The organism is Agromyces rhizosphaerae, assembly GCF_027925245.1.
GTDB classification, from domain to species: Bacteria; Actinomycetota; Actinomycetes; order Actinomycetales; family Microbacteriaceae; genus Agromyces; species Agromyces rhizosphaerae.
On sequence record NZ_BSDP01000001.1, the window covers coordinates 2,716,683 to 2,738,127 of the forward strand.

Here is a 21,445-nt window from a genome sequence, read left to right on the forward strand (position 1 = left end):
GGACGGGCGCGTCTGCCAGAATGAGCCGCGGAGGGGAGTCCACGTGAGTCTCGACCGCTACATCGAGGGCTTCGACGAGGAGCCCGGCTACCTCGACTACGCCCGGTTCGGCCCGCTCTCGCGGGCCGTGCTCGAGGAGGGCAACGTCTTCGCCGACTTCCTCCGGCGGGTGCGCCACGGCAGCCTCGACGTGCTCGCCGAGCAGGACCTCCGGCTGCGCACCGCCGTGTCCGCGCTCACCGGCTTCGACGTCGACCGCATCGGCTTCCAGCCCAACACGACGTCGGGGCTGCTGCACGCGATGTTCGGGCTCACCGGGCAGGTGCTGCTCTCGCCCGACGAGTTCCCGAGCCTGCCCATCTCGGCGGTGCGTGCGCAGGAGGCGCTGCACACCGTGCAGCCGGACTGGCTGCAGACCGACCACGGGCGGGTCACGCCCGGGCAGATCCGCCGGCAGCTCGCCGACAACACGGTGGCCGTCGCGGTCAGCCTCGTCGACTCGCGCACCGGGTACCTGGCCGACCTCGAGGGCATCCGCCAGGTCATCGGCGACCGGCTGCTGATCGTCGACGCCATCCAGGGCTTCGGCATCGTGGACGCCCCGTGGGAGCACGTCGACGTGATCGCCTCGGGCGGGCAGAAGTGGTGCCGGGCGGGCTGGGGCACCGGGTTCCTCGCGCTCTCGGAGCGGGCGATCGACCGGCTCGTGCCCGTGTTCTCGGGCAACACCGGCACCGAGGACCCCGACGTGTGGGGCGAGGTGCCGCCGCCTGCTCCGGATGCCCGTGCCTATCGCACCTCGGTGCCCGACCCGATCGCCGAGGCCCGCCTCGCGGTCGCGCTCGAGGAGATCGCCGAGGTCGGCGTGGCCGGGATCGCCGGCGAGATCGCCCGCAAGGTCAGCGACGTGATCGACCTGGCCGACGACTTCGCCGTGCCGCTCGCGTCGTCGCGCGACGAGCGCGAACGCGCCAGCATCGTGGTGCTCGAACCCGAGCCCGAGCGGCTCAGCGCGCTCACCGCGGCCCTCCACAACCACGGGGTCACGGCGACCACGCGGCAGGGCAGGGTGCGGCTGTCGGTGCACGCCGGCACCACGCGGGAGACGCTCGACATGCTGCGGGCGGCATTCGTGTCGTTCTCCACGACCGGCTTCTGAGCCGGTCCCGTCCGGTTCCGTCCAACAGGCAACGCGCAGGCGACGATCTCGTGTCGGTCGCGTTTCGTTCCGCGTGTCGGTTACCTGCCATGTCGGCCGCCGGACGTACCGTCGAGACATCAGGCAAGGCGCCTGGTCGAGGCGGCCGCGTACGACTCGAACCGAAGCTGCGTGGCCGGCTCGTGAAGAGCCGAGCTGCAGCTCGGAGTGGGAGCGGTTGTGACCTCACTCGAAACACCGAAGTCCACCAACCAGCCGGCGAGCGAGGCCCATCGGGCCCCAGCCGCGAAGACCCAGCAGGCGGAACGGTCCTTCGTTCTCGACACGTCGGTCCTGCTGTCCGATCCCAAGGCGCTGTTCCGCTTCGCGGAGCACGCGGTCATCCTGCCGGTGGTCGTCATCACCGAGCTCGAGGCCAAGCGCCACGACCCGGAGATCGGCTTCTTCGCCCGGCAGGCGCTGCGCATCCTCGACGAGCTGCGCGTCGAGCACGAGCGGCTGGACTTCCCCATCCCGGTCGGCGACGGGGGCTCCCTCCGCGTCGAGCTGAACCACTCCAACCCCGCCGTGCTGCCGAGCGGCCTGCGCCTCGGCGACAACGACTCGCGCATACTGGCCTGCGCGATGAACCTGTCCAACGACGGCGTGGCCGTCACGGTCGTCTCGAAGGACCTCCCGCTGCGTGTCAAGGCCGCCTCGATCGGCATCGACGCGGAGGAGTACCGCCACGAGCTGGCGGTGGACTCGGGCTGGACGGGCATGTCGGAGATCGCGCTCGGCGGTGAGGACATGTCGTCCCTGTACGAGCACGAGTCGCTCGACCACGACCTGGTCGAGGGCCTGCCGATGAACACCGGCCTCGTGGTGCAGTCCGAGCGCGGCTCTGCGCTCGCGCGCGTCACGGGCGAGCGGACGATGCGCCTCGTGCGCGGCGACCGCGACGTGTTCGGCGTGCACGGCCGGTCGGCCGAGCAGCGCCTCGCGATCGACCTGCTGCTGGACCCCGAGGTCGGCATCCTCTCGCTCGGCGGCCGCGCCGGCACCGGCAAGTCGGCGCTCGCGCTCTGCGCGGGCCTCGAGGCGGTGCTGGAGCGCCAGCAGCACAAGAAGATCATGGTCTTCCGCCCGCTGTACGCCGTCGGCGGCCAGGAGCTCGGCTACCTGCCCGGCGACCAGGGCGAGAAGATGAACCCGTGGGGCCAGGCGGTGTTCGACACGCTCGGCGCGCTGGTCTCGCAGAACGTGCTCGACGAGGTCGTGGAGCGGGGCATCCTCGAGGTCCTGCCGCTCACGCACATCCGCGGCCGTTCGCTGCACGACGCGTTCGTGATCGTCGACGAGGCGCAGTCGCTCGAGCGCAACGTGCTGCTGACGATGCTCTCGCGCATCGGCCAGAACTCGCGGGTCGTGCTCACGCACGACGTCGCCCAGCGCGACAACCTGCGCGTCGGCCGGCACGACGGCATCGCCTCGGTGATCGAGACGCTCAAGGGGCATCCGCTCTTCGGCCACGTCACCCTGACGCGCTCGGAGCGCTCGGCGATCGCCGCGCTCGTCTCGGAGATGCTCGACGGGTACGAGGTGCACTAGCGGCACCGTGACGACGACGAGGCGCCCCGCGAATGCTCGCGGGGCGCCTCGGTCGTGCGTGGAGACTACGCCTGCGGCGGGCGGGTCATCTTCAGCAGGTCGAGGGCGGCGTCGAGCTGCTCCTCGGTGACCTCGCCGCGCTCGACGTAGCCGAGGTCGATGACGGCCTCGCGCACCGTGATGCCCTTGGCGACCGAGTGCTTGGCGATCTTCGCCGCGGCCTCGTAGCCGATGACCTTGTTGAGCGGCGTCACGATCGACGGCGACATGCCGGCCAGCGCGCTCGTGCGCTCGGTGTTCGCCTCGAGGCCGTCGACCGTCTTGTCGGCGAGCACTCGGACCGCGTTCGAGAGCAGGCGGATCGACTCGAGCAGCGCCGTGCCCATGACCGGGATCTGCACGTTGAGCTCGAACGAGCCGGAGGCGCCGGACCAGGCGATCGACGCGTCGTTGCCGACCACGCGCGAGCAGACCATGAGCACGGCCTCGGGCACGACCGGGTTCACCTTGCCGGGCATGATCGACGAGCCGGGCTGGAGGTCGGGGATGTGCAGCTCGCCGAGGCCGGTGTTCGGGCCCGAGCCCATCCAGCGCAGGTCGTTGCAGATCTTGGTCAGGCTCACGGCGATGGTGCGCAGGGCCCCGGATGCCTCGACCAGCCCGTCGCGGTTGGCCTGCGCCTCGAAGTGGTCGAGCGCCTCGGTGATCGGCAGCTCGGTCTCCTCCTGGAGGATCGCGATGACGCGCTGCGGGAAGCCCGCGGGCGTGTTGATGCCGGTGCCGGTGGCGGTGCCGCCGAGCGGCACCTCGGCCACGCGGGGGAGGGCCGACTGCACGCGCTCGATACCGAGGCGGAGCTGGCGGGCGTAGCCGCCGAACTCCTGCCCGAGGGTGACCGGCGTGGCGTCCATGAGGTGGGTGCGGCCCGACTTGACCTCGCTCGCCCAGAGCTCGGCCTTGGCCTCGAGGGCGACCGCGAGGTGGTCGAGCGACGGGATGAGGTCGTCGATGAGCGCGCTCGTGACGGCGATGTGCACCGAGGTCGGGAAGACGTCGTTCGACGACTGCGAGGCGTTGACGTGGTCGTTGGGGTGCACGGGCGAGCCGAGGCGCTCGGTCGCGAGGGTCGCGAGCACCTCGTTCATGTTCATGTTCGACGAGGTGCCCGAGCCGGTCTGGTAGACGTCGACCGGGAAGTGCGCGTCGTGGCGGCCCGTGATGACCTCGTCGGCGGCGCCGGCGATCGCGTCGGCGAGTGCGCGTTCGAGCACGCCCAGCTCGGCGTTGGCGAGCGCTGCGGCCTTCTTGATGCGCGCGAGCGCGGCGATCTGCGCGGGCTCGAGGGTGGCGCCGGAGATCGGGAAGTTCTCGACCGCGCGCTGGGTCTGCGCCCGGTAGAGGGCGTAGGCGGGAACCCGCACCTCGCCCATCGTGTCGTGCTCGATCCGGTACTCGGCCTGGTTGTCCACCACGGTGTGTGCTTCCCTTTCGTCGGCGTGCCGGGGCGCCGCCCGGCGGGGGTGTCGTCGTCCGCTCAGAGCTGGCCGACGACGACGTCGGTCTCGACCCGGCCCTCCATGAGCCGGTAGTTCGCCCCGACGACAGCAAGCGTACCTTCCGCGATCGCCTGGCTGATCAACTCGGAGCGCTCGATCATCTCGGAGACGGTGTCGCGCAGGTGCTCGCGGCCGACGAACCCGGCATCGACGTGCGAGGGCTGCACCGGGGCATCCGGCCCCACGCCCGCGACCTTGCGCACGGCCGGAACGATGCGGTCGACGACCGTCTGGATGTTCGGCGGGAGCGGGGTCGCGTCCTCGGCCTGCGAGTCGATCGCGGCCTGCACGGCGCCGCACGCGTCGTGGCCGAGCACGAGGATGAGCGGCACGCCCAGCACGCCCACCGCGTACTCCAGCGAGCCCAGCACGTCGCCCGACACCACCTGGCCGGCGTTGCGCACCACGAAGGCGTCGCCGAGCCCGACGTCGAAGATGATCTCGGCAGAGAGGCGCGAGTCGGCGCAGCCGAAGATGGCGACCAGGGGGCGCTGGCCCTGCGAGAGCGCGGCGCGGTGCTCGACGTCCTGGTGCGGGTGCTCGGGGGTGCCGGAGACGAAGCGGCGGTTGCCGTCGCGCAGGGCGATCCAGGTGTCGCGGGGCGAGACCGGGAGGAAGGGGGAGTCGGTGCGGGCCATCTGCGGGTCCGTTCTCGAGGGGGCGGGTGTGCGCGGTGGTGCGTCAGGGGAGGTTCGCGACCACGGTGGGCGCGATCTCGGAGGCGATGGTGCGGAACTCGTCGTCGGTGCCGGTGCCGAGCAGCACGAAGGTGCTGCCGCCGGCCTCGGTGACCAGGCCGTAGCGGGCGTTGCCGACGTCGTCGAGCGTGTCGCGGTTGTCGTAGACGGTCCACTCGACGCCGTCGACCTCGGTGACGCCCGCGGCGAGCGTGCGCTCGAGGGTCTCGGCGACCCAGGTCGGGTTCGCGTCGAAGGCCTGGTACATGCCGATGTACTCGTCGCCCGGCGTGAGGTAGCCGACGTACCAACTGGTCACGCCGTCGACGCCGCTCGTGCGGAGCTCGGCGGCGTTGGCGCGCCAGCCCTCGGGCAGCTCGGGCACGGCGAGGGTCTCGGAGGTCGCGATGGCGGCCTGCTCGGCGACGGATGCCACGTCGATGTCGGGCTCGATCGGGGTGTCGCTGCGGGGCACGATCAGCACGATGACGAGCACCACCGCGAGGGAGGCGAAGAGCGAGCCGAGCAGGTTGGTGACGGTCTGGCGGCGCCGGCGGTCTGCCGCGCCCTGCGCCTTGCGGGCGGCGGTCTCCGCGGGCGTCTCCGGTCGGCCGAGCTCGGCGACCACGCGTGGGCCGCGCGCCATCAGGCCTCGTCTCCGGCGTCGGCGGTGGCGGATGCGGCGGAGCCGGCGCGTGCGGCCTCGAGGCGTGCGCGCGCGCCGACGAGCCACTCCTCGCAGCGGGCCGCGAGGGCCTCGCCGCGCTCCCAGAGCTGGAGGGAGTGCTCGAGCGTCGGTGCGCCCTGCTCGAGTTCGCCGACGACGCGGACGAGCTCGTCGCGCGCCTGCTCGTAGCTGAGCTCGGCGATGTCGTCGTGCGTGGGCATGGGGTCCATTCTATTCGGCGGCACCGGTGGGTCCGTCCGGCGGGGCGTCGCCCTCCCGCTCGCCCGGGCCGAGCGACTCGGCGCGGATCGAGCCGACCGGCAGGGCCACGAGCAGCTCGTCGCCCGCGGGGGCGTCGCCGGGCTCGCGCACGATGCGCCCGTCGCCCCGCTGCACGATCGCGTACCCGCGATCGAGCGTGGCCTGCGGCGACAGTGCGCGCAGGCGCGCGTGCAGCTGGTCGGTGGCGACCCGCGCGCGCTCGATCGCGCGCTCGGCGAGATCGCTGCCGCGCGCGACCCACCGGGTGATGTCCTCGGCCCGCGCGTCCACGATGGTGCGCGGGTCGGCGAGCACGGGGCGCGAGCGCAGCTGGCCGATGCGGTCGACCTCGGCGGCGACCAGGTGCGTCATGCGGGCGCCGATGCGCGCGCGGGCCTGACGGACGCGGGCCAGTTCGTCGGCCACGTCGGGGACCACGCGCTTGGCCGCATCCGTCGGTGTCGACGCCCTGAGGTCGGCCACCTCGTCGAGCAGCGGCCGGTCGGCCTCGTGCCCGATCGCGCTCACGATCGGTGTGGTGGCGGCCGCCGCGGCGCGCAGCACGCGCTCGTCGCTGAAGCCGAGCAGGTTCTGGAAGTCCCCGCCGCCGCGCGCGACGATGATCACGTCGACCTCGGGGTCGGCATCGAGCTCCTCGATCGCGCGGCTGACCTCGCGGGCGGTGCGATCGCCCTGCACGGCGGCGTAGGCGATGCGGAAGTCGACCGACGGCCAGCGCAGGCGGGCGTTGCGCAGCACGTCCTGCTCGGCGTCGCTGTCGCGGCCCGTCACGAGGCCGATGCGGTGGGGGAGGAAGGGCAGCGGACGCTTGCGGGCGGGATCGAACAGCCCCTCGGCCGCGAGCTGGGCCCGCAGGCGCTCGAGCCGCTCGAGCAGGTCGCCGAGCCCGACGTGGCGCAGCTCGTAGACCTGCATCGTCAGCGATCCGCCCTTGACCCACCAGTTCGGCTTCACGAGCGCGACCACGCGGTCGCCCTGCGCGAACTCCTCGGTGAGCCGCGCGCGCACCGACGACCAGAGCGTGAAGCTCAGCGTGGCGTCCCGGTCGAGGTCCTTGAGCTTGCCGTAGACGTTGCCGTTCGAGACGCCCCACTGGGTGACCTCGCCCTCGACCCATGCGGTGCCGAGCCGGTCGATGTAGCCGCGCAGCTTCTCGGAGAGCAGGGCGACGGGCCACGGTGCATCGCGCGTCGAGGGGGCGTCGGTCATGGTCTCCTCTCGGGCCGGTGCCCAGGTGGCGGCCCGTAGACTGGCGGCGTGACGATCACCACGGATGCCCCCCGAGTGAGCCTCGGCATGCCCCGCGTTCCCGCGGTGCGCGGGCGGCTCAAGGATACCCCGGTCGCTGGCGAGAAGAAGGTGCTGCTCGCCGCCCCGAGAGGGTACTGCGCGGGCGTCGACCGGGCCGTGATCGCGGTCGAGAAGGCGCTCGAGCACTACGGCGCGCCGGTGTACGTGCGCAAGCAGATCGTGCACAACATCCACGTCGTCACCGAGCTCGAGAAGCAGGGCGCGATCTTCGTCGAGGAGGTCGACGAGGTGCCCGAGGGCGAGCACATCGTCTTCAGCGCACACGGCGTCTCGCCGGCCGTCGTGGGTGCCGCCGCCGACCGCGGCCTGCACGCGATCGACGCCACCTGCCCGCTCGTGACCAAGGTGCACCGCGAGGCCGTGCGCTTCGCGCGCGACGACTACGAGATCCTGCTCATCGGCCACGAGGGCCACGAGGAGGTCGAGGGCACCGCGGGCGAGGCGCCCGACCACGTGACGCTCGTGAACAGCCCCGACGACGTGCCGAACATCGAGGTGCAGGACCCCGACAAGGTCGTCTGGCTCTCGCAGACCACGCTCTCGGTCGACGAGACGATGGAGACCGTGCGCCGCCTGCGCGAGCGCTTCCCGAACCTGCAGGACCCGCCGTCGGACGACATCTGCTACGCCACGCAGAACCGCCAGGTCGCGATCAAGAAGGTCGCGCAGGGCGCCGACCTCGTGATCGTGGTCGGCAGCGCGAACTCGTCCAACAGCGTGCGCCTGGTCGAGGTGGCGCTCGAGTACGGCGCGAAGGCCGCGTACCGGGTCGACTTCTCGACGCAGATCGAGCAGTCCTGGCTCGACGGGGTCGAGACCGTGGGCGTGACCAGCGGGGCATCCGTGCCCGAGGGCCTCGTGCAGGAGGTGCTGATCGAGCTCGCCGACGCCGGCTACGGCGAGGTCGAGGAGGTCAAGACGGCCGAGGAGGACCTCATGTTCTCGCTGCCCAAGGAGCTCCGCAAGGACCTCAAGGGCTCGGGCCGCGCGCGCGGCGCCGCCCAGCACTGACCCGCCCACCCGGCCTCATTCCAGACCCGTCAACAAACTGCACTTCCTACGCTGAGAACGCACCCTTTTGACGGGTCTGGTGAACCGCGCGCCCGTCGCGCGACATGACCCGTCAAGAAACTGCGCATCCCGCGCTGAGAACGCAGTCGATCGACGGGTCTTGGCAACGGATGCTTGTGAGTGAGCGCTCACTCGCATAGAGTCGCCGCATGGCAACGCGCACCGAACGGGCGCGGCCGCTCTCCCCGGAGGACCGCCGCGCGGCGATCGCCGACGCCGTCGTGCCCCTGCTCATCGCGCACGGCCGCGACGTGAGCACCCGGCAGATCGCCGAGGCCGCGTGCGTCGCCGAGGGCACGCTGTTTCGCGCGTTCGACGACAAGGACGCGATCATCGACGCCGCCGTCACGCGCTACCTCGACCCCGAACCGCTTCGGCGGCAGCTGCGCGCGATCGACGCGAGCCGGCCGCTCGAGTGGAAGGTCGAGCAGGTGCTCGCCCACCTCCGCGAGCGGTTCCGCGGCATCATCGGCGTCATGTCGGCGCTCGGCACCCGCACCCCGCCGCACCGGGACCACCATCACCACAACAACGTCTACGAGGCGATCATCGCCGACCTGCTCGCCCCCGACGCCGACCGCCTGACCGCCACGCCGAGCCAGGTCGCGCGCTACCTCCGCCTGGTCGCGTTCGCCTCCTCGGTGCCCGCCTTCGGCGAGTCCATCGGCCTCGACGCCGACGAGCTCGTCGCCCTCATCACGAACGGCATCGCCTCGGGGCATCCGCTCGCCCCTCACGAACACCACCCCGAGACCCGTCAAGAAGCTGCGCTCTGACCCCTCAGAACGCAGCTTTTCGACGGGTCTCGGCCCCACCCACCACACGCACCAACCGCACCAACGGAAGAAGGCACATCGCGTGCTCTGGAAACTCCTCGTCCGATACCTCAGGCCGCACTGGCCGCTGCTCGCCGCCGTCGTGGTGTTCCAGCTGATCCAGTCGATCCTGACCCTGCTGCTGCCCGCCCTGAACGCGGACATCATCGACAACGGCGTCGCGACCGGCGACACCGGCTACATCATGTCGACCGGCGGGCTCATGCTCGCCATCACGCTCGCGCAGATCGCCTGCGCGATCATCGCCGTCTACTTCGCCGCGAAGCTCTCGATGGGCCTCGGCCGCGACGTGCGCACCGCCGTCTTCGCCCGCGTCGGGGCGTTCAGCGAGCAGGAGGTGTCGCACTTCGGCGCGCCGAGCCTCATCACGCGCTCCACGAACGACGTGCAGCAGGTGCAGATGCTCGTGCTCATGGCGTGCACGCTGCTCGTCTCGGCGCCGATCCTCGCCATCGGCGGCGTGATCATGGCGATGGGGCAAGACCTCCAGCTGTCCTGGATCATGGCCGTCGCCGTGCCGGTACTGCTCATCGCGATCGGCGCGATCATCGTGCGCATGGTGCCGCAGTTCCAGAAGATGCAGGCCCGCATCGACACCGTGAACCGCGTGCTGCGCGAACAGCTCACGGGCATCCGGGTCATCCGCGCGTTCGTGCGCGAGCCGGTCGAGTCGAAGCGCTTCGCCACCGCGAATGCCGAGCTCACCGACACGGCGCTGCGCGCCGGGCGCCTCTTCGCCCTGGTCTTCCCGGTCGCCATGGGCGTGCTGAACATCTCCAGCGTCGCCGTGCTCTGGTTCGGCGCGTTCCTCATCGAGGACGGCTCGATGCAGATCGGCGCGCTCACGGCGTTCCTCACCTACCTCATCCAGATCCTGATGGCGGTCATGATGACCACGTTCATCGCGGTGATCCTGCCGCGTGCCGCCGTCTCGGGCGGGCGCATCCAGGAGGTGCTGCTGACCGAGACCAGCGTGGTCGAGCCGACCGGCGCGACCAGCGAGCTCACCGCCGCCGGCACGGTCGAGTTCCGGGACGTCGAGTTCGCCTACCCCGGCGCCGATCAGCCCGTGCTGCACGAGCTCAGCTTCACGGCCCGCCCCGGCGAGGTGACCGCGATCATCGGCAGCACCGGCGCCGGCAAGACGACGCTGCTGAACCTCATCCCGCGCCTGTTCGACGTCACCGGCGGCCAGGTGCTGGTCGGCGGCGTCGACGTGCGCGAGCTCGACCCCGAGGCGCGCAACGCGCAGCTCGGACTCATCCCGCAGAAGGCGTACCTGTTCGCGGGCACGGTCGGCTCGACGGTACGGTACGGCGACCCGGATGCCACGGACGACGAGGTCTGGGAGGCCCTGCGCGTCGCACAGGCATCCGACTTCGTCCGGGCCATGCACGAGGGGCTCGACACCCCGATCGCCCAGGGCGGCACGAACGTCTCGGGCGGCCAGCGCCAGCGGCTCTCGATCGCGCGGGCGCTGCTGAAGCGACCACCGATCCTGCTGTTCGACGATTCGTTCTCGGCGCTCGACACGGCGACGGATGCCCGGCTGCGCCAGGCGCTCGACCGGGCGGCCGGCGACACGACCCGCATCGTGGTCGCGCAGCGCGTGTCGACCATCGTCGACGCCGACCAGATCCTCGTGCTCGACGCGGGGCGCATCGTCGCCCGCGGCACGCACGCGGAACTGCTCGAGACGTCGCCGACCTACCAGGAGATCGTGGAGAGCCAGCTGAGCGCGGAGGAGGCGGCATGAGCGAGCGCACCCCCAACCGGCCGCAGCCGCAGCGCGGACCCCAGCACGGCGGGCCCGCCGCGGGCATGGCCATGCCGGTCGAGAAGTCGATGCACTTCGGCCCCTCGGCCAAGCGCCTCATGGGGCGCCTGAAGCCCGAGCGGTGGGCCGTCTTCGGCGTGATCCTGCTCGGCGTCGTCAGCGTCACGCTCACCGTCCTTGGCCCGAAGGCACTGGGTGAGGCGACGAACATCGTCTTCGAGGGCGCGATCTCGGCGAACCTCCCCGAGGGCACCACGAAGGAGCAGGTGATCGCCGGCCTCGAGGCATCCGGTGACACCCAGCAGGCCGAGATGCTCTCGGCCATGAACCTCACGCCGGGGCAGGGCATCGACTTCGGCCTGCTCTCGCAGGTGCTGCTGCTCGTGCTCGGACTGTACGTGTTCGCGTCGGTGTTCGCGTGGCTGCAGGGCCTCGTGCTGAACGGCATCACGCAGCGCACGGTCTACCGCCTGCGCGAGGACGTCGAGACGAAGATGCACCGACTGCCGCTGTCGTACTTCGACCGGATGCAGCGCGGCGAGCTGCTCTCGCGCGTGACGAACGACATCGACAACATCTCGCAGAGCCTGCAGCAGACGCTGAGCCAGCTGCTCACGTCGATCCTCACCGTGATCGGCGTGATCACGATGATGTTCGTCATCTCGCCGCTGCTCGCGGTGATCGCGCTCGTGACGATCCCGCTGACGCTGCTCGTGACGGTGTTCATCGCGAAGCGCTCGCAGAAGCGGTTCGTCGCGCAGTGGAAGCACACTGGCGAGCTCAACGCGCAGATCGAGGAGGCCTTCACCGGCCACGCCCTCGTGAAGGTGTTCGGCCGCAGCAAGGAGGTCGAGCGCGACTTCCACGGCACGAACGAGAAGCTGTACGAGGCGAGCTTCGGCGCCCAGTTCTTCTCGGGCATCATCATGCCCGCGATGATGTTCATCGGGAACCTGGTCTACGTCGCGATCGCGGTCGTCGGCGGCCTGCTCGTCGCGAACGGCGCGATGCGGCTCGGTGACGTGCAGGCGTTCATCCAGTACTCGCGCCAGTTCACGCAGCCGCTGACCACGATCGGCTCGATGGTGAACCTGCTGCAGTCGGGCGTTGCGAGCGCCGAGCGCGTGTTCGAGCTCCTGGACGCCGACGAGCAGTCGGAGGACCCCGCCGAGGGCGAGGAACCGACCGAGCGCACCGGCCGCCTCGAGTTCGAGGACGTCGCCTTCCGCTACGAGGAGGACACCCCGCTCATCGACGGGCTGTCGCTGGTCGCCGAACCCGGGCACACGATCGCGATCGTCGGCCCGACCGGCGCCGGCAAGACGACGCTCGTGAACCTCATCATGCGCTTCTACGAGCTCGACTCGGGCCGCATCACGCTCGACGGCGTCGACATCACCCGGATGCGCCGTGACGACCTCCGCGCCCGCATGGGCATGGTGCTGCAGGACACGTGGCTGTTCGCGGGCACGATCCGCGACAACATCGCCTACGGGCGACCGGGGGCCACCGAGGACGAGATCCTCGACGCGGCGCGCGCGACCTACGTCGACCGGTTCGTGCACATGCTGCCCGACGGCTACGACACGGTGCTCGACGACGAGGCGTCGAACCTCTCGGCCGGCGAGAAGCAGCTGCTGACGATCGCGCGTGCGTTCCTCGCGCGGCCGAGCGTGCTGATCCTCGACGAGGCGACGAGCTCGGTCGACACGCGCACCGAGGTGCTCGTGCAGCACGCCATGAGCGCGCTGCGCAAGGACCGCACGAGCTTCGTGATCGCGCACCGGCTCTCGACGATCCGCGACGCCGACACGATCATCGTCATGGAGCAGGGCTCGATCGTGGAGCAGGGCACGCACGCCGAGCTCATCGCCGCCGAGGGCGCGTACGCCCGCCTGTACGAAGCGCAGTTCGCCGCGCCGATCGAGGAGGACGACCCCGAGGGCGACGCGGAGCTGGTGGCGGCGCAGCGGCCGTAGTCGCTCGGGTCGCGCAGACGACGACGCCCCCGCCCGATTCGGGGCGGGGGCGTCGTGCGCGTTGCGGGCGGCGCTAGCCGCCGATGCCCGCGGTGCCGACCGTGCCGAAGTGCTCGACGAGCACCGGGTCGGTGACCAGCACCGCCCAGATCACGCCGAACAGCACGAGGAACGACAGCGCGCCGCCGGCGAGCGGCACCCAGAACGCCAGGCGCCGGCGCACGAGTCGCACGATCGCGAGCGCCGCGGTGAGGAGCCAGAGCAGGACCTGCGTCCACATGCCGGTCGAGAGGATGCCCGCGACCGCCTCGGCCTGCACGTACGGGTCGAGCCCCTCCTGCGTGTGCAGCAGGGACATGGCGTCGGGCAGCGTCTGCTGGATCGACACCGCGATGGACGCGCCGATGATGCCGAACACCAGCAGGCCGAGCGTGACCGGTCGGTCCCAGGCGCGCTCCCGGCGCGCCGGGGCGGCGGCGGCCGCACCCGACTGCGGGGCGGGTGGCGGCGGCGGGGCGACGTCCCGCTTCGGCGGGTCGTCGTGCATGGCCTGCTCCGGCGGCTGCCAGCTCCAGCCCTCGGGTGCGTACTCGCCGTACTGCGGCTTCGGGCGCGGGTCGGCCGGTGGGGCCGCGGGCGCCGCCGGAGGCGGCGGGGGAGGCGTGGACCCGTCGCCGGGTGCCGCGCCGCCCTCGCGGGACGGGTCGGACTGCGGCATCCGGCTCAGCTCTTCGAGTGGCCGAACGAGCCGAGCTGCTTGGTCGACTCGATGACGCGCGCAGCCATGGCGGTCTCGGCGATCTTGCCCCAGGCGCGCGGGTCGTACTTCTTCTTGTTGCCCACCTCGCCGTCGACCTTCAGCACCTCGTCGTAGTTGTCGAACATGTAGCCCGCGATCGCGCGCGTGAACGCGTACTGCGTGTCGGTGTCGATGTTCATCTTCACGACGCCGTTCGAGACGGCCTCGGCGATCTCGGCGTCGGTCGAACCCGAGCCGCCGTGGAAGACGAGGTCGAGCGGCTTGGGGCCGGTGCCGAACTTCGCGGCGATGCCCTCCTGGATCTCGCCGAGCAGCTCCGGGCGCAGCTTCACGCCGCCGGGCTTGTACACGCCGTGCACGTTGCCGAAGGTGAGCGCGGCGATGTAGCGGCCGTCCTCGCCGAGGCCGAGCGCCTCGACGGCCTTGGACACGTCGCCGACGGTCGTGTAGAGCGCCTCGTTGGTGCCCTCGTGCACGACGCCGTCCTCCTCGCCGCCGACGACGCCGATCTCGACCTCGAGGATCGCGTTGATCGCCTTCGTGCGCTTCAGCATGTCCTCGGCGATCTGGATGTTCTCGTCGAGCGGCACGGCCGAGCCGTCCCACATGTGCGACTGGAAGATCGGGTTGCGACCGGCCTTGACCTCCTCCTCGGAGGCGGCGATGAGCGGCATCACGAAGTCCTCGAGGGCGGGCTTCGGGCAGTGGTCGGTGTGCAGCGCGACCGTGACGGGGTAGGACTTCGCGACCTCGGTGGCGAACTTCGCGAACGCGAGCGCGCCGGTGGCGCGGGCCTTCACGGTGTGGCCGGCGAAGTAGTCGGCGCCGCCGGTCGTGACCTGGATGATGCCGTCGGAGCCGGCCTCGGTGAGTCCCTGCAGGACCGCGTTGAGGGTCTGCGAGCTCGACACGTTGAAGGCCGGGTAGGCGAAGCCGCCGGCCTTGGCGCGGTCGAGCATCTCCGCGTACTGCTCGGGGGTGGCGATGGGCATGATGCTCCTTCACAGCGATGTTCGTGGGCGTGCACCTGCGAGTCTAGTGAGTCGCGCCCGCCGCGTTCATGGCCGCCGATTGCTCGCCCCGTGGGCCATGATGGCCGCATGGACCTGTTCGACGATGCGGTGACCGCCGGGTTCGAGCGTGCGGTGGCGCTTGCGGCGCGGGCGGCGATGCCGCTGGTCGGTGGTGGCGACGGCGATGCGGTGGATGCCGCGGCGGTCGATGCGCTGCGGCTGGCGCTCGCGTCGGTGCCGGTCGACGGGCGGGTCGTCGCGGGCGAGGGCGAGAAGGACGACGCGCCCATGCTCGAGCCCGGGGAACGCTTCGGCTCCGGCGGACCGGCCGTCGACATCGTGGTCGATCCGGTGGACGGCACGCGCCTCGCGGCATCCGGCGCCGACGGTGCCATGGCGATCCTCGCGGCGGCGCCGCGCGGGGCGTTCGTCGACATCGGGCCGGCGTACTACCTCGACAAGCTCGTGGGCGGGGCGGATGCCGCGGGGCTGGCGATCGACGCACCCGTCGCGTCGAACCTGGCGATGCTGGCCGAGGCGAGCGGATGCCCCGTGTCGGCGCTCCGCGTGGCCGTGCAGGAGCGTCCACGCAACGCCGCCGTCGCGACCGCCGTGGTGGCGGCGGGCGCACAGCTCGTGCCGTTCCTGCACGGCGACATCGAGCGTGCGCTGCGCGCGGCGCAGTCGGGCGGCGACCTCGACCTGCTGCTCGGCATTGGCGGTGCGCCCGAGGGCGTGATCGAGGCCGCCGCCGTGCGTGCGCTCGGCGGCACGATGCAGGTGCGCTTCGCGCCCCAGTCGCCGGGCGAGGCCGAGCGGTCGCGCGCGGCTGGCCTGCCGGCCGGCGTGCTCGGCCTGGGCGAGCTCTGCGCAGCGGACGCCGTGGTGTTCGTCTCGCCGGTCACGCCGTGCGATCTCGGTGCGCCGGACCCGGCGGCGGTGCGCATCGTGCCACCCGCCGAGTGAAAGATTCACGATTCTTTCACGCCGATCGTCCCCGGAATCGGGCTCGCGCCCGAACGCGCTGGATAGGCTCGGGGCAGTGGCCGACCGCGAGCGTCGCGCCCGATCGCAGTCGAACCTGGAGTAACGCGTTGACGAGCACCGAACCCGCACCACTGTTCCACCACCCCGACCGCAACCTCGCACTCGAACTGGTGCGCGCGACCGAGGCGGCCGCGATCCGGGCGGTGCCCTGGATCGGCAAGGGCGACAAGAACGCCGCCGACAAGGCCGCGGTCGACGCGATGCGGCTCTTCCTCGGCACGGTGAACTTCGACGGCGTCGTCGTGATCGGCGAGGGTGAGAAGGACGAGGCGCCGATGCTCTACAACGGGGAGCAGGTCGGCAACGGCCGCGGCCCCGCGTGCGACATCGCCGTCGACCCGATCGACGGCACGAGCCTCACCGCCGCCGGGCGCGGACACGCCCTGTCGGTCATCGCGGTCTCCGAGCGGGGCACGATGCTCGACGCGTCATCCGTCTTCTACATGGACAAGTTCGTCACCGGTCCCGAGGGCTTCGGCACCGTCGACATCCGCCGCCCCGTGGGTGAGAACCTGCGGGCGCTCGCCGAGGCGAAGGGCAAGGACATCGGCGAGGTGCGCGTCGCCGTGCTCGACCGGCCGCGCCACGAGGAGCTCATCCGCGAGATCCGTGCGGCGGGGGCGGGCACGCGCCTCATCCTCGACGGCGACGTCGCGGGCGGCATCAACGCGGCCCGCCACGACACGCGCATCGACGCGTGCATCGGCATCGGCGGCAGCCCCGAGGGCATCACCACCGCGTGCGCGGTCAAGGCGCTCGGCGGGTTCATGCAGGGCAAGCTCGCGCCGCGCGACGACGCCGAGCGCGCCCGCGCCGAGGCTGCCGGGCTCGACTGCGACAAGATCCTCGAACTCGACGACATGGTCTCGGGCGACAACCACTTCTTCGTCGCCACGGGTGTCACCGACGGCGCGCTGCTGCTCGGCGTGAAGAAGAACGGCCCGTACATCTCGACCGAGTCGATCGTGCTGCGATCGAAGTCGGGTACGATCCGGAGGGTCGCCGCCGAGCACCTCGCGCAGAAGTGGCTCGACCCCGACTTCCTCTGATGTCGTGATCGGTGCGGGGCCGCACGCGGCGCTGCACCACACCAGGAGTCGCCCATGCGCGTGCCACGCGCGCTCCGGCCGTTCGCGCTCGGCCAGTACCGCCTGCTGACGGTCGCCCTGGCGTTCTCGCTGTTCAGCGCGGGCTGCTGGATCGTCGCATCCGTCTGGCAGGTCGTCGAGCTCGGCGGGTCTCCCGTGGACCTGTCGATCGTGGCGACGGCCGCGGCGCTCGGCCTGGTGCTGGCGGTGCTGTTCGGCGGCGTCGCAGCCGATCGCATTCGGCAGCGACGCATCCTGCTCGGCGTCGAGGCCGTGCGCGGGGTCGCGTTCGGCACGGCGGCGCTGCTCGCGCTGGGCGGCGCGATCGAGGTGTGGCACCTCGCGGTGCTCGCGTTCGTGCTGGGCGTGGCCGACGGGTTCTTCTACCCGGCGTACTCGGCGTGGCTGCCGGCGATCCTGCCCGACGACCAGTTGCAGGCGGCGAACGGCGTCGAGGGTGTGCTTCGGCCCACGCTCATGAACGCCGCCGGGCCTGCCGCGGCGAGCCTGCTCATCGCGATCATGTCGCCCGGGCTCGCGTTCGCGGTGATCGCGGTCGCGCAGGTCGGTGCGGTGCTCGTGCTGCTGGCCATGCGCACGACCCCGCTGCGCGGCGAGCGCGTCGACGACGACGTGCACCCGCTGACGCGCACCTTCCTCGACCTGCGCGACGGGTTCGGGTTCCTGATGCGCACCACGTGGCTGCTCGCGTCGCTGCTGTTCGCGGTGTTCATGGTGCTGGCGATCATGGGACCGATCGAGGTGCTGCTGCCGTTCGCGGTGCGCGACCAGGCCGGCGGCGGCGCGGGCGAGTTCACGCTCGTGCTCGCGTCGTTCGGCATCGGCGGTGCGATCGGGTCGCTGTGGGTGGGGTCGTTGCGGATGCCGCGGCGGTACCTGACGCTGCTCATGCTGGGGTTCGGGTTCGGATGCCTTCCGCTGGCGATCATCGGATTCACCGACGCGCTCTGGGTGATGGTCGTCGCGCTGTTCGTGTGCGGCCTGCTCTTCCAGGGCGCGCAGGTGCTGTGGGGCACGCTGCTGCAGCGGCGCGTGCCGCCGCACATGCTGGGCCGCGTGTCGAGCCTGGACTTCTTCGTGTCGCTCGCGCTCATGCCGGTGTCGATGGCGATCGCGGGGCCGGTGGGCGAGGCGATCGGGCTCGCGCCGACGTTCCTCGTGGCCGGGCTCGTGCCGCCCGTGATCGCCGTGCTGACGATCTGGGTCGCGCGGCTCGGTCGCGACGAGCTGGCGCACCCCCTCGAGGACGCGCCGCTCTCGACCGGCCCGATCGAGACCGTGACCGGAGGCTCGGCGGCCGCGGGCTTCGACCGCCCGGTCGACGAGCCCCACCCCGACGACCGCGCCCGCTGAGAGCGCCGGGCGCTGGGGTCAGATCGAGCGGATCTCGGGGTCGAGGTCGAGCAGCGGCTCGCCCGAGTCGAAGTCGAGCTCGACGTCGTCCTCGGCCGCGCGGGCGTCGGCGTCGCGGCCGGCCGCCTCCGCGGCGTCGGCCGCAGCGGCGTCGGCGGAGCCCGCCTCGACCACGCGCACCGCTTCGGGCGCCTCGGGCTCGGTGAGCTCGGCCGCGGCGAGGCGGCGGGGCTGCTCGTGGATGGGCTCGGGCTCGGCGAGCGCGGAGATCTTGGTGGTGTCGATGCCGGGGAACTGGCGGGCGGTGACGAGCACGCGCGACTCGAGCGAGTTGGCGAACTTGTTGTAGCTCTCCACCGTGCGCTCGATCGCCCGGCGCAGGCCGTCGGCGTGGCCGGCGAGCGTGCCGATGCGCTGGTAGAGCGTGTTGCCGAGGTCGAACAGCTTCTTCGCCTCGTCGGACACGGCCTGCTGCTGCCACGTGTACGCGACCGTCTTGAGCACCGCCCAGAGGTTCACGGGGGAGGCGAGCGCGACGCGCTTGCCGAACGCGTAGTCGAGCAGCGCCGGGTCGGCCTCGAGCGCGGCCGACAGCAGCGACTCGCTCGGGATGAACGCGATGACGAACTCGGGGCTGGCGTCGAGGCCCTCCCAGTACGTCTTCTTCGCGAGCGCGTCGATGTGGCCGCGCAGCGCCTTCACGTGCCGCTCGATGAGCTGCTTGCGGCGCGCGCCCTCGTCGCCCGACGCGGTCACGGCGATCTGGCTCGCTTCGATGTAGTGCTCGAGCGGCACCTTCGCGTCGACGGCGATCGACTTGCCGCCGGGGAGGCGGATGACCATGTCGGGGCGGCCGGCACCGGCATCCGTCGTGATCGACGCCTGCGTATCGAAGTCGACGTACTGGGCGAGGCCCGCGGCCTCGACCACGCGGCGGAGCTGCGTCTCGCCCCAGACGCCACGCGTGCTGTTCGAGCGCAGCGCCGAGGCGAGCGACTCGGTCGTCGCGCGCAGCTGCTCGTCGCTCAGCTGCGCCTGCTTGAGCTGCTCGGCGATCGAGCCGTACTGCTCGCTGCGCTGCTGCTCGAGCTCGGCGACCTTGCGTTGCATCGTCGTGAGCGTCTCCCGCACGGGGCTCAGCGCCTGCAGCACGGCGGACTCGCGCTTCTCGCGCTCGGCCCGCTCGGCCTGGTCGGTGCGCTGCTGCTCCACGTACTCGCGGAACTGCGTGCGCTGCTGCGTGATCTGCTCGCGCAGGTTGTCGGCCTCAGTCGAGGCGGCGGCGAGGTCGGCGCGCAGCTCGCCCTGCACGCGCTGCTGCTCGGCGAGCAGGTCGGCGCGGGCCTGCGCCTCCTCGGCGCGGACCTGCTGCAGCTCGCCCTGGTGGCGCGCCGCGACGAGGGCGGGGTCCTCGCCCGCGGGGGCATCCGTCGCCCTGCGCGAACGCACGAGCGCGGTCACGAGCGCGCCGAGGACGGCGCCGATCACGAGGCCGATGAGGAGGGCGAGGATGTCCATGCCTGAAGTGTTGCAGCGGCCCCCGACATCGCCCGGGAGCGGGCCCGGGGTGGCGCTACTGCGGCGCCGCGGCGACCGCTACTGCAGCGCCATCGGGCCGTGGTCGGCCCGGTGCTCCCGGGTCGCGACGGTGCCGATCGTGCCGATGCGCGCCTTGGTCGAGCGGGCGAGCGCATCGAGGTCGTCGGCCTCGTGCCGCTTCGCCGCGTGGGCGACGATCGCGGCGCAGGCGCGCGAGTCGTCGAGCGCGTTGTGGTGCGAGAAGTCCTCGAAGCCTGCGGCCATCGCCGCGACCGGCAGGCGGTACGAGTCGAGGTGGTAGGTGCTGCGCGCGACCTGCAGGCTGCACAGGTAGCGGTGGTTCGGCGCGTCGACGCCGAATGCGTCGGCGAGGCCGCGCAGCACGTTCATGTCGAACCCGGCGTTGTGGGCGACGAGCCAGTCGTCGCCGGCGAATTCGGCGAACTCGGGCAGGAGGTCCCGCCACAGCGGGGCATCCGTCACCTGATCGGGAGTGATGCCGTGGATGCGCACGTTCCACTCGCTGAACTCGTCGTGCGGGAACGGCGGCTTGATGAGCCAGTACGCCTCGTCGACCGGACGCCCGTCGCGCACCTTCACCAGCCCGACCGAGCAGGCCGACGCGCTCGAACGGTTGGCGGTCTCGAAGTCGATCGCGGTGAAGTCCACTGGCACGCGGCCATCCTCACATCGCCGACCGACACGGCCGCGGAGCGGCACGCGGCTTCGGCGGCATCCGCTCGTCTGTCGCCCACCGAGTACGCAAAGTGCGGAAACGCCCCACGCATTTCCGCACTTTGCGTACTCCGTCACGTCGGCGAGGGCGACCGAGTACGCGAAGTGCGGGAACGCCTCACGCAATTCCGCACTTTGCGTACTCGGTCGCGCCGAGGGGGGCGGGGGTGCGACAGGAGGTGAGGGCGAGCGGATGCCCCGAGCCGACGCGTCAGAACGGCAGGTACGAGTACTCGGGGGCGACGATGTCCTCGATCGCGGGGCCGGCCGAGGTGCGCACGGCGACCGCGCGGGTGGTGAACGGGTCGTCGCCCGCGGGCACGGTGCCGGTCGCGAGGTAGGTCTCGAAGGCGGCCAGCTTCGCGGGGAACTCGGGGTCGACCAGCACGATCGAGGTCGTGCCGTCGGTCGGCATCTGGAAGTGCGGCGTGACCGCGAGCGCGTCGGCGATCGGATCGCCCACCGCGAGCCCGTGCGGCGCGGTGAGACTGATGCCGTGCGCGTCGGCGGCGGTCATGGTGACCCGCGCGGCGAGGTAGTAGTCGCGGGCGGCGTCGGTGAGCTGCGCGGCCTCGAACACGAAGCCGGCCCACGTGTAGACGTCGTAGGGCGCCAGGAACGTGCCGTTGCCGGGCGTGGTCGTCGCGACGGGCGCCGTGCCGAACGCGTCGGTGAGCGCGGTGACGGCTGGCCCGGGGGCATCCGACCACCCGAAGGTGAAGGTCGTGGTGCCGACCGAGTCGATGATCGCGAAACCGGTGCCGGAGACGGCGATCTCGGCAGGCACGACGGGGTCGGGGGTCGGCGTCGGGGTCTCGCTGGGGGAGGGCGACGGGGTCGCGGTCTCCGACGGCGTGGGGCCGGCCAGGCCGGCGGCGGGTGCGCACGCGACGAGCGCGAGCGCGGCGAAGGCGAGGGCAACGGTGCTGGCGATGCGTCGCATCCGTCGATTCTGCTGCCTGCGGGAGTGCTGCGACGGGGGTG

At 71.7% G+C, this 21,445-nt stretch carries 19 protein-coding genes; 9 read left to right on the top strand and 10 right to left on the bottom strand.

The window, feature by feature from the left end:
- Positions 1-43: 43 nt before the first annotated feature.
- Together QMG39_RS12880 and phoH2 are read left to right on the top strand one after the other, a co-directional pair.
- Positions 44-1,159, top strand: a complete 1,116-nt coding sequence (locus QMG39_RS12880; RefSeq protein ID WP_281885600.1) for an aminotransferase class V-fold PLP-dependent enzyme — start codon at positions 44-46, stop codon at positions 1,157-1,159.
- Positions 1,160-1,378: 219 nt separating this feature from the next.
- On the top strand, positions 1,379-2,749 hold the full coding sequence (gene phoH2 / locus QMG39_RS12885; RefSeq protein WP_281885602.1) for an RNA 5'-3' helicase PhoH2: 1,371 nt from the start codon (positions 1,379-1,381) through the stop codon (positions 2,747-2,749).
- Positions 2,750-2,814: 65 nt separating this feature from the next.
- Here the strand turns inward: phoH2 and QMG39_RS12890 are convergent, their stop codons facing one another.
- The 5 genes from QMG39_RS12890 to xseA form a co-directional block, all read right to left on the bottom strand.
- Entirely contained in the window at positions 2,815-4,221 is a 1,407-nt protein-coding gene (locus QMG39_RS12890; protein ID WP_281885604.1) for a class II fumarate hydratase, read from the bottom strand.
- Between the two features lie 62 nt (positions 4,222-4,283).
- Positions 4,284-4,943, bottom strand: a complete 660-nt coding sequence (locus tag QMG39_RS12895) for a carbonic anhydrase (RefSeq protein ID WP_281885606.1) — start codon at positions 4,941-4,943, stop codon at positions 4,284-4,286.
- A 43-nt stretch (positions 4,944-4,986) separates the two neighbouring features.
- Entirely contained in the window at positions 4,987-5,628 is a 642-nt protein-coding gene (locus tag QMG39_RS12900) for a DUF4245 domain-containing protein (RefSeq protein ID WP_281885608.1), read from the bottom strand.
- Positions 5,628-5,879, bottom strand: a complete 252-nt coding sequence (locus QMG39_RS12905; protein ID WP_281885610.1) for an exodeoxyribonuclease VII small subunit — start codon at positions 5,877-5,879, stop codon at positions 5,628-5,630. Before QMG39_RS12905 ends, QMG39_RS12900 begins: the two co-directional genes overlap by 1 nt.
- 1 nt (position 5,880) lies before the next feature.
- Positions 5,881-7,140: an exodeoxyribonuclease VII large subunit gene (gene xseA / locus QMG39_RS12910; protein ID WP_281885612.1), complete on the bottom strand. Its 1,260-nt coding sequence runs from the start codon at positions 7,138-7,140 to the stop codon at positions 5,881-5,883.
- An 87-nt stretch (positions 7,141-7,227) separates the two neighbouring features.
- Here xseA and QMG39_RS12915 point away from each other — a divergent pair, with 87 nt between their 5' ends.
- The 4 genes from QMG39_RS12915 (at position 7,228) to QMG39_RS12930 (ending at position 12,905) form a co-directional block, all read left to right on the top strand.
- Complete coding sequence (locus QMG39_RS12915; RefSeq protein WP_281887286.1) at positions 7,228-8,253, top strand: 4-hydroxy-3-methylbut-2-enyl diphosphate reductase; 1,026 nt, start codon at positions 7,228-7,230, stop codon at positions 8,251-8,253.
- Between the two features lie 209 nt (positions 8,254-8,462).
- The gene (locus QMG39_RS12920; protein WP_281885614.1) at positions 8,463-9,089 is read left to right on the top strand and encodes a TetR/AcrR family transcriptional regulator; all 627 of its coding nucleotides are present in this window, start codon (positions 8,463-8,465) and stop codon (positions 9,087-9,089) included.
- An 82-nt stretch (positions 9,090-9,171) separates the two neighbouring features.
- The gene (locus QMG39_RS12925) at positions 9,172-10,905 is read left to right on the top strand and encodes an ABC transporter ATP-binding protein (protein WP_281885617.1); all 1,734 of its coding nucleotides are present in this window, start codon (positions 9,172-9,174) and stop codon (positions 10,903-10,905) included.
- On the top strand, positions 10,902-12,905 hold the full coding sequence (locus tag QMG39_RS12930; RefSeq protein WP_281885619.1) for an ABC transporter ATP-binding protein: 2,004 nt from the start codon (positions 10,902-10,904) through the stop codon (positions 12,903-12,905). Before QMG39_RS12925 ends, QMG39_RS12930 begins: the two co-directional genes overlap by 4 nt.
- A gap of 73 nt (positions 12,906-12,978) precedes the next feature.
- On the opposite strand, the gene QMG39_RS12935 is transcribed toward QMG39_RS12930, so the two are convergent.
- A complete protein-coding gene (locus QMG39_RS12935) occupies positions 12,979-13,623 on the bottom strand; it encodes a DUF6264 family protein (RefSeq protein ID WP_281885621.1) in 645 nt (214 codons plus the stop codon).
- 5 nt (positions 13,624-13,628) lie between these two features.
- Positions 13,629-14,657 carry a class II fructose-bisphosphate aldolase gene (gene fbaA / locus QMG39_RS12940; RefSeq protein WP_281885623.1) on the bottom strand — a complete coding sequence of 343 codons (1,029 nt, stop codon included), beginning with the start codon at positions 14,655-14,657 and terminating at the stop codon, positions 13,629-13,631.
- 108 nt (positions 14,658-14,765) lie between these two features.
- Here fbaA and QMG39_RS12945 point away from each other — a divergent pair, with 108 nt between their 5' ends.
- From QMG39_RS12945 to QMG39_RS12955, 3 genes are all read left to right on the top strand, one after another.
- Positions 14,766-15,644 (top strand): fructose-bisphosphatase class II, encoded by an 879-nt coding sequence (locus QMG39_RS12945; protein ID WP_281885625.1) that lies wholly within the window; start codon positions 14,766-14,768, stop codon positions 15,642-15,644.
- A gap of 128 nt (positions 15,645-15,772) precedes the next feature.
- Positions 15,773-16,774, top strand: coding sequence for a class II fructose-bisphosphatase (glpX, locus tag QMG39_RS12950; RefSeq protein ID WP_281885627.1), 1,002 nt, complete (start codon positions 15,773-15,775; stop codon positions 16,772-16,774).
- Positions 16,775-16,828: 54 nt separating this feature from the next.
- The gene (locus QMG39_RS12955) at positions 16,829-18,187 is read left to right on the top strand and encodes an MFS transporter (protein ID WP_281885629.1); all 1,359 of its coding nucleotides are present in this window, start codon (positions 16,829-16,831) and stop codon (positions 18,185-18,187) included.
- Positions 18,188-18,205: 18 nt separating this feature from the next.
- On the opposite strand, the gene QMG39_RS12960 is transcribed toward QMG39_RS12955, so the two are convergent.
- The 3 genes from QMG39_RS12960 to QMG39_RS12970 form a co-directional block, all read right to left on the bottom strand.
- On the bottom strand, positions 18,206-19,705 hold the full coding sequence (locus QMG39_RS12960; protein WP_281885631.1) for a DNA recombination protein RmuC: 1,500 nt from the start codon (positions 19,703-19,705) through the stop codon (positions 18,206-18,208).
- A 78-nt stretch (positions 19,706-19,783) separates the two neighbouring features.
- The gene (locus QMG39_RS12965; protein ID WP_281885633.1) at positions 19,784-20,401 is read right to left on the bottom strand and encodes a 3'-5' exonuclease; all 618 of its coding nucleotides are present in this window, start codon (positions 20,399-20,401) and stop codon (positions 19,784-19,786) included.
- Positions 20,402-20,672: 271 nt separating this feature from the next.
- On the bottom strand, positions 20,673-21,404 hold the full coding sequence (locus QMG39_RS12970; protein WP_281885635.1) for a hypothetical protein: 732 nt from the start codon (positions 21,402-21,404) through the stop codon (positions 20,673-20,675).
- Positions 21,405-21,445: the final 41 nt, after the last annotated feature.

Bases quoted from the DNA above. Each gene is read 5' to 3' on its own strand.
- QMG39_RS12930 (WP_281885619.1), top strand. From the start codon at position 10,902: ATGAGCGAGCGCACCCCCAACCGGCCGCAGCCGCAGCGCGGACCCCAG.
- QMG39_RS12955 (WP_281885629.1), top strand. From the start codon at position 16,829: ATGCGCGTGCCACGCGCGCTCCGGCCGTTCGCGCTCGGCCAGTACCGC.
- xseA (WP_281885612.1), bottom strand. From the start codon at position 7,140: ATGACCGACGCCCCCTCGACGCGCGATGCACCGTGGCCCGTCGCCCTG.
- QMG39_RS12920 (WP_281885614.1), top strand. From the start codon at position 8,463: ATGGCAACGCGCACCGAACGGGCGCGGCCGCTCTCCCCGGAGGACCGC.
- QMG39_RS12945 (WP_281885625.1), top strand. From the start codon at position 14,766: ATGGACCTGTTCGACGATGCGGTGACCGCCGGGTTCGAGCGTGCGGTG.
- QMG39_RS12960 (WP_281885631.1), bottom strand. From the start codon at position 19,705: ATGGACATCCTCGCCCTCCTCATCGGCCTCGTGATCGGCGCCGTCCTC.
- QMG39_RS12900 (WP_281885608.1), bottom strand. From the start codon at position 5,628: ATGGCGCGCGGCCCACGCGTGGTCGCCGAGCTCGGCCGACCGGAGACG.
- QMG39_RS12895 (WP_281885606.1), bottom strand. From the start codon at position 4,943: ATGGCCCGCACCGACTCCCCCTTCCTCCCGGTCTCGCCCCGCGACACC.
- fbaA (WP_281885623.1), bottom strand. From the start codon at position 14,657: ATGCCCATCGCCACCCCCGAGCAGTACGCGGAGATGCTCGACCGCGCC.
- QMG39_RS12905 (WP_281885610.1), bottom strand. From the start codon at position 5,879: ATGGACCCCATGCCCACGCACGACGACATCGCCGAGCTCAGCTACGAG.
- QMG39_RS12915 (WP_281887286.1), top strand. From the start codon at position 7,228: ATGCCCCGCGTTCCCGCGGTGCGCGGGCGGCTCAAGGATACCCCGGTC.
- QMG39_RS12970 (WP_281885635.1), bottom strand. From the start codon at position 21,404: ATGCGACGCATCGCCAGCACCGTTGCCCTCGCCTTCGCCGCGCTCGCG.
- QMG39_RS12935 (WP_281885621.1), bottom strand. From the start codon at position 13,623: ATGCCGCAGTCCGACCCGTCCCGCGAGGGCGGCGCGGCACCCGGCGAC.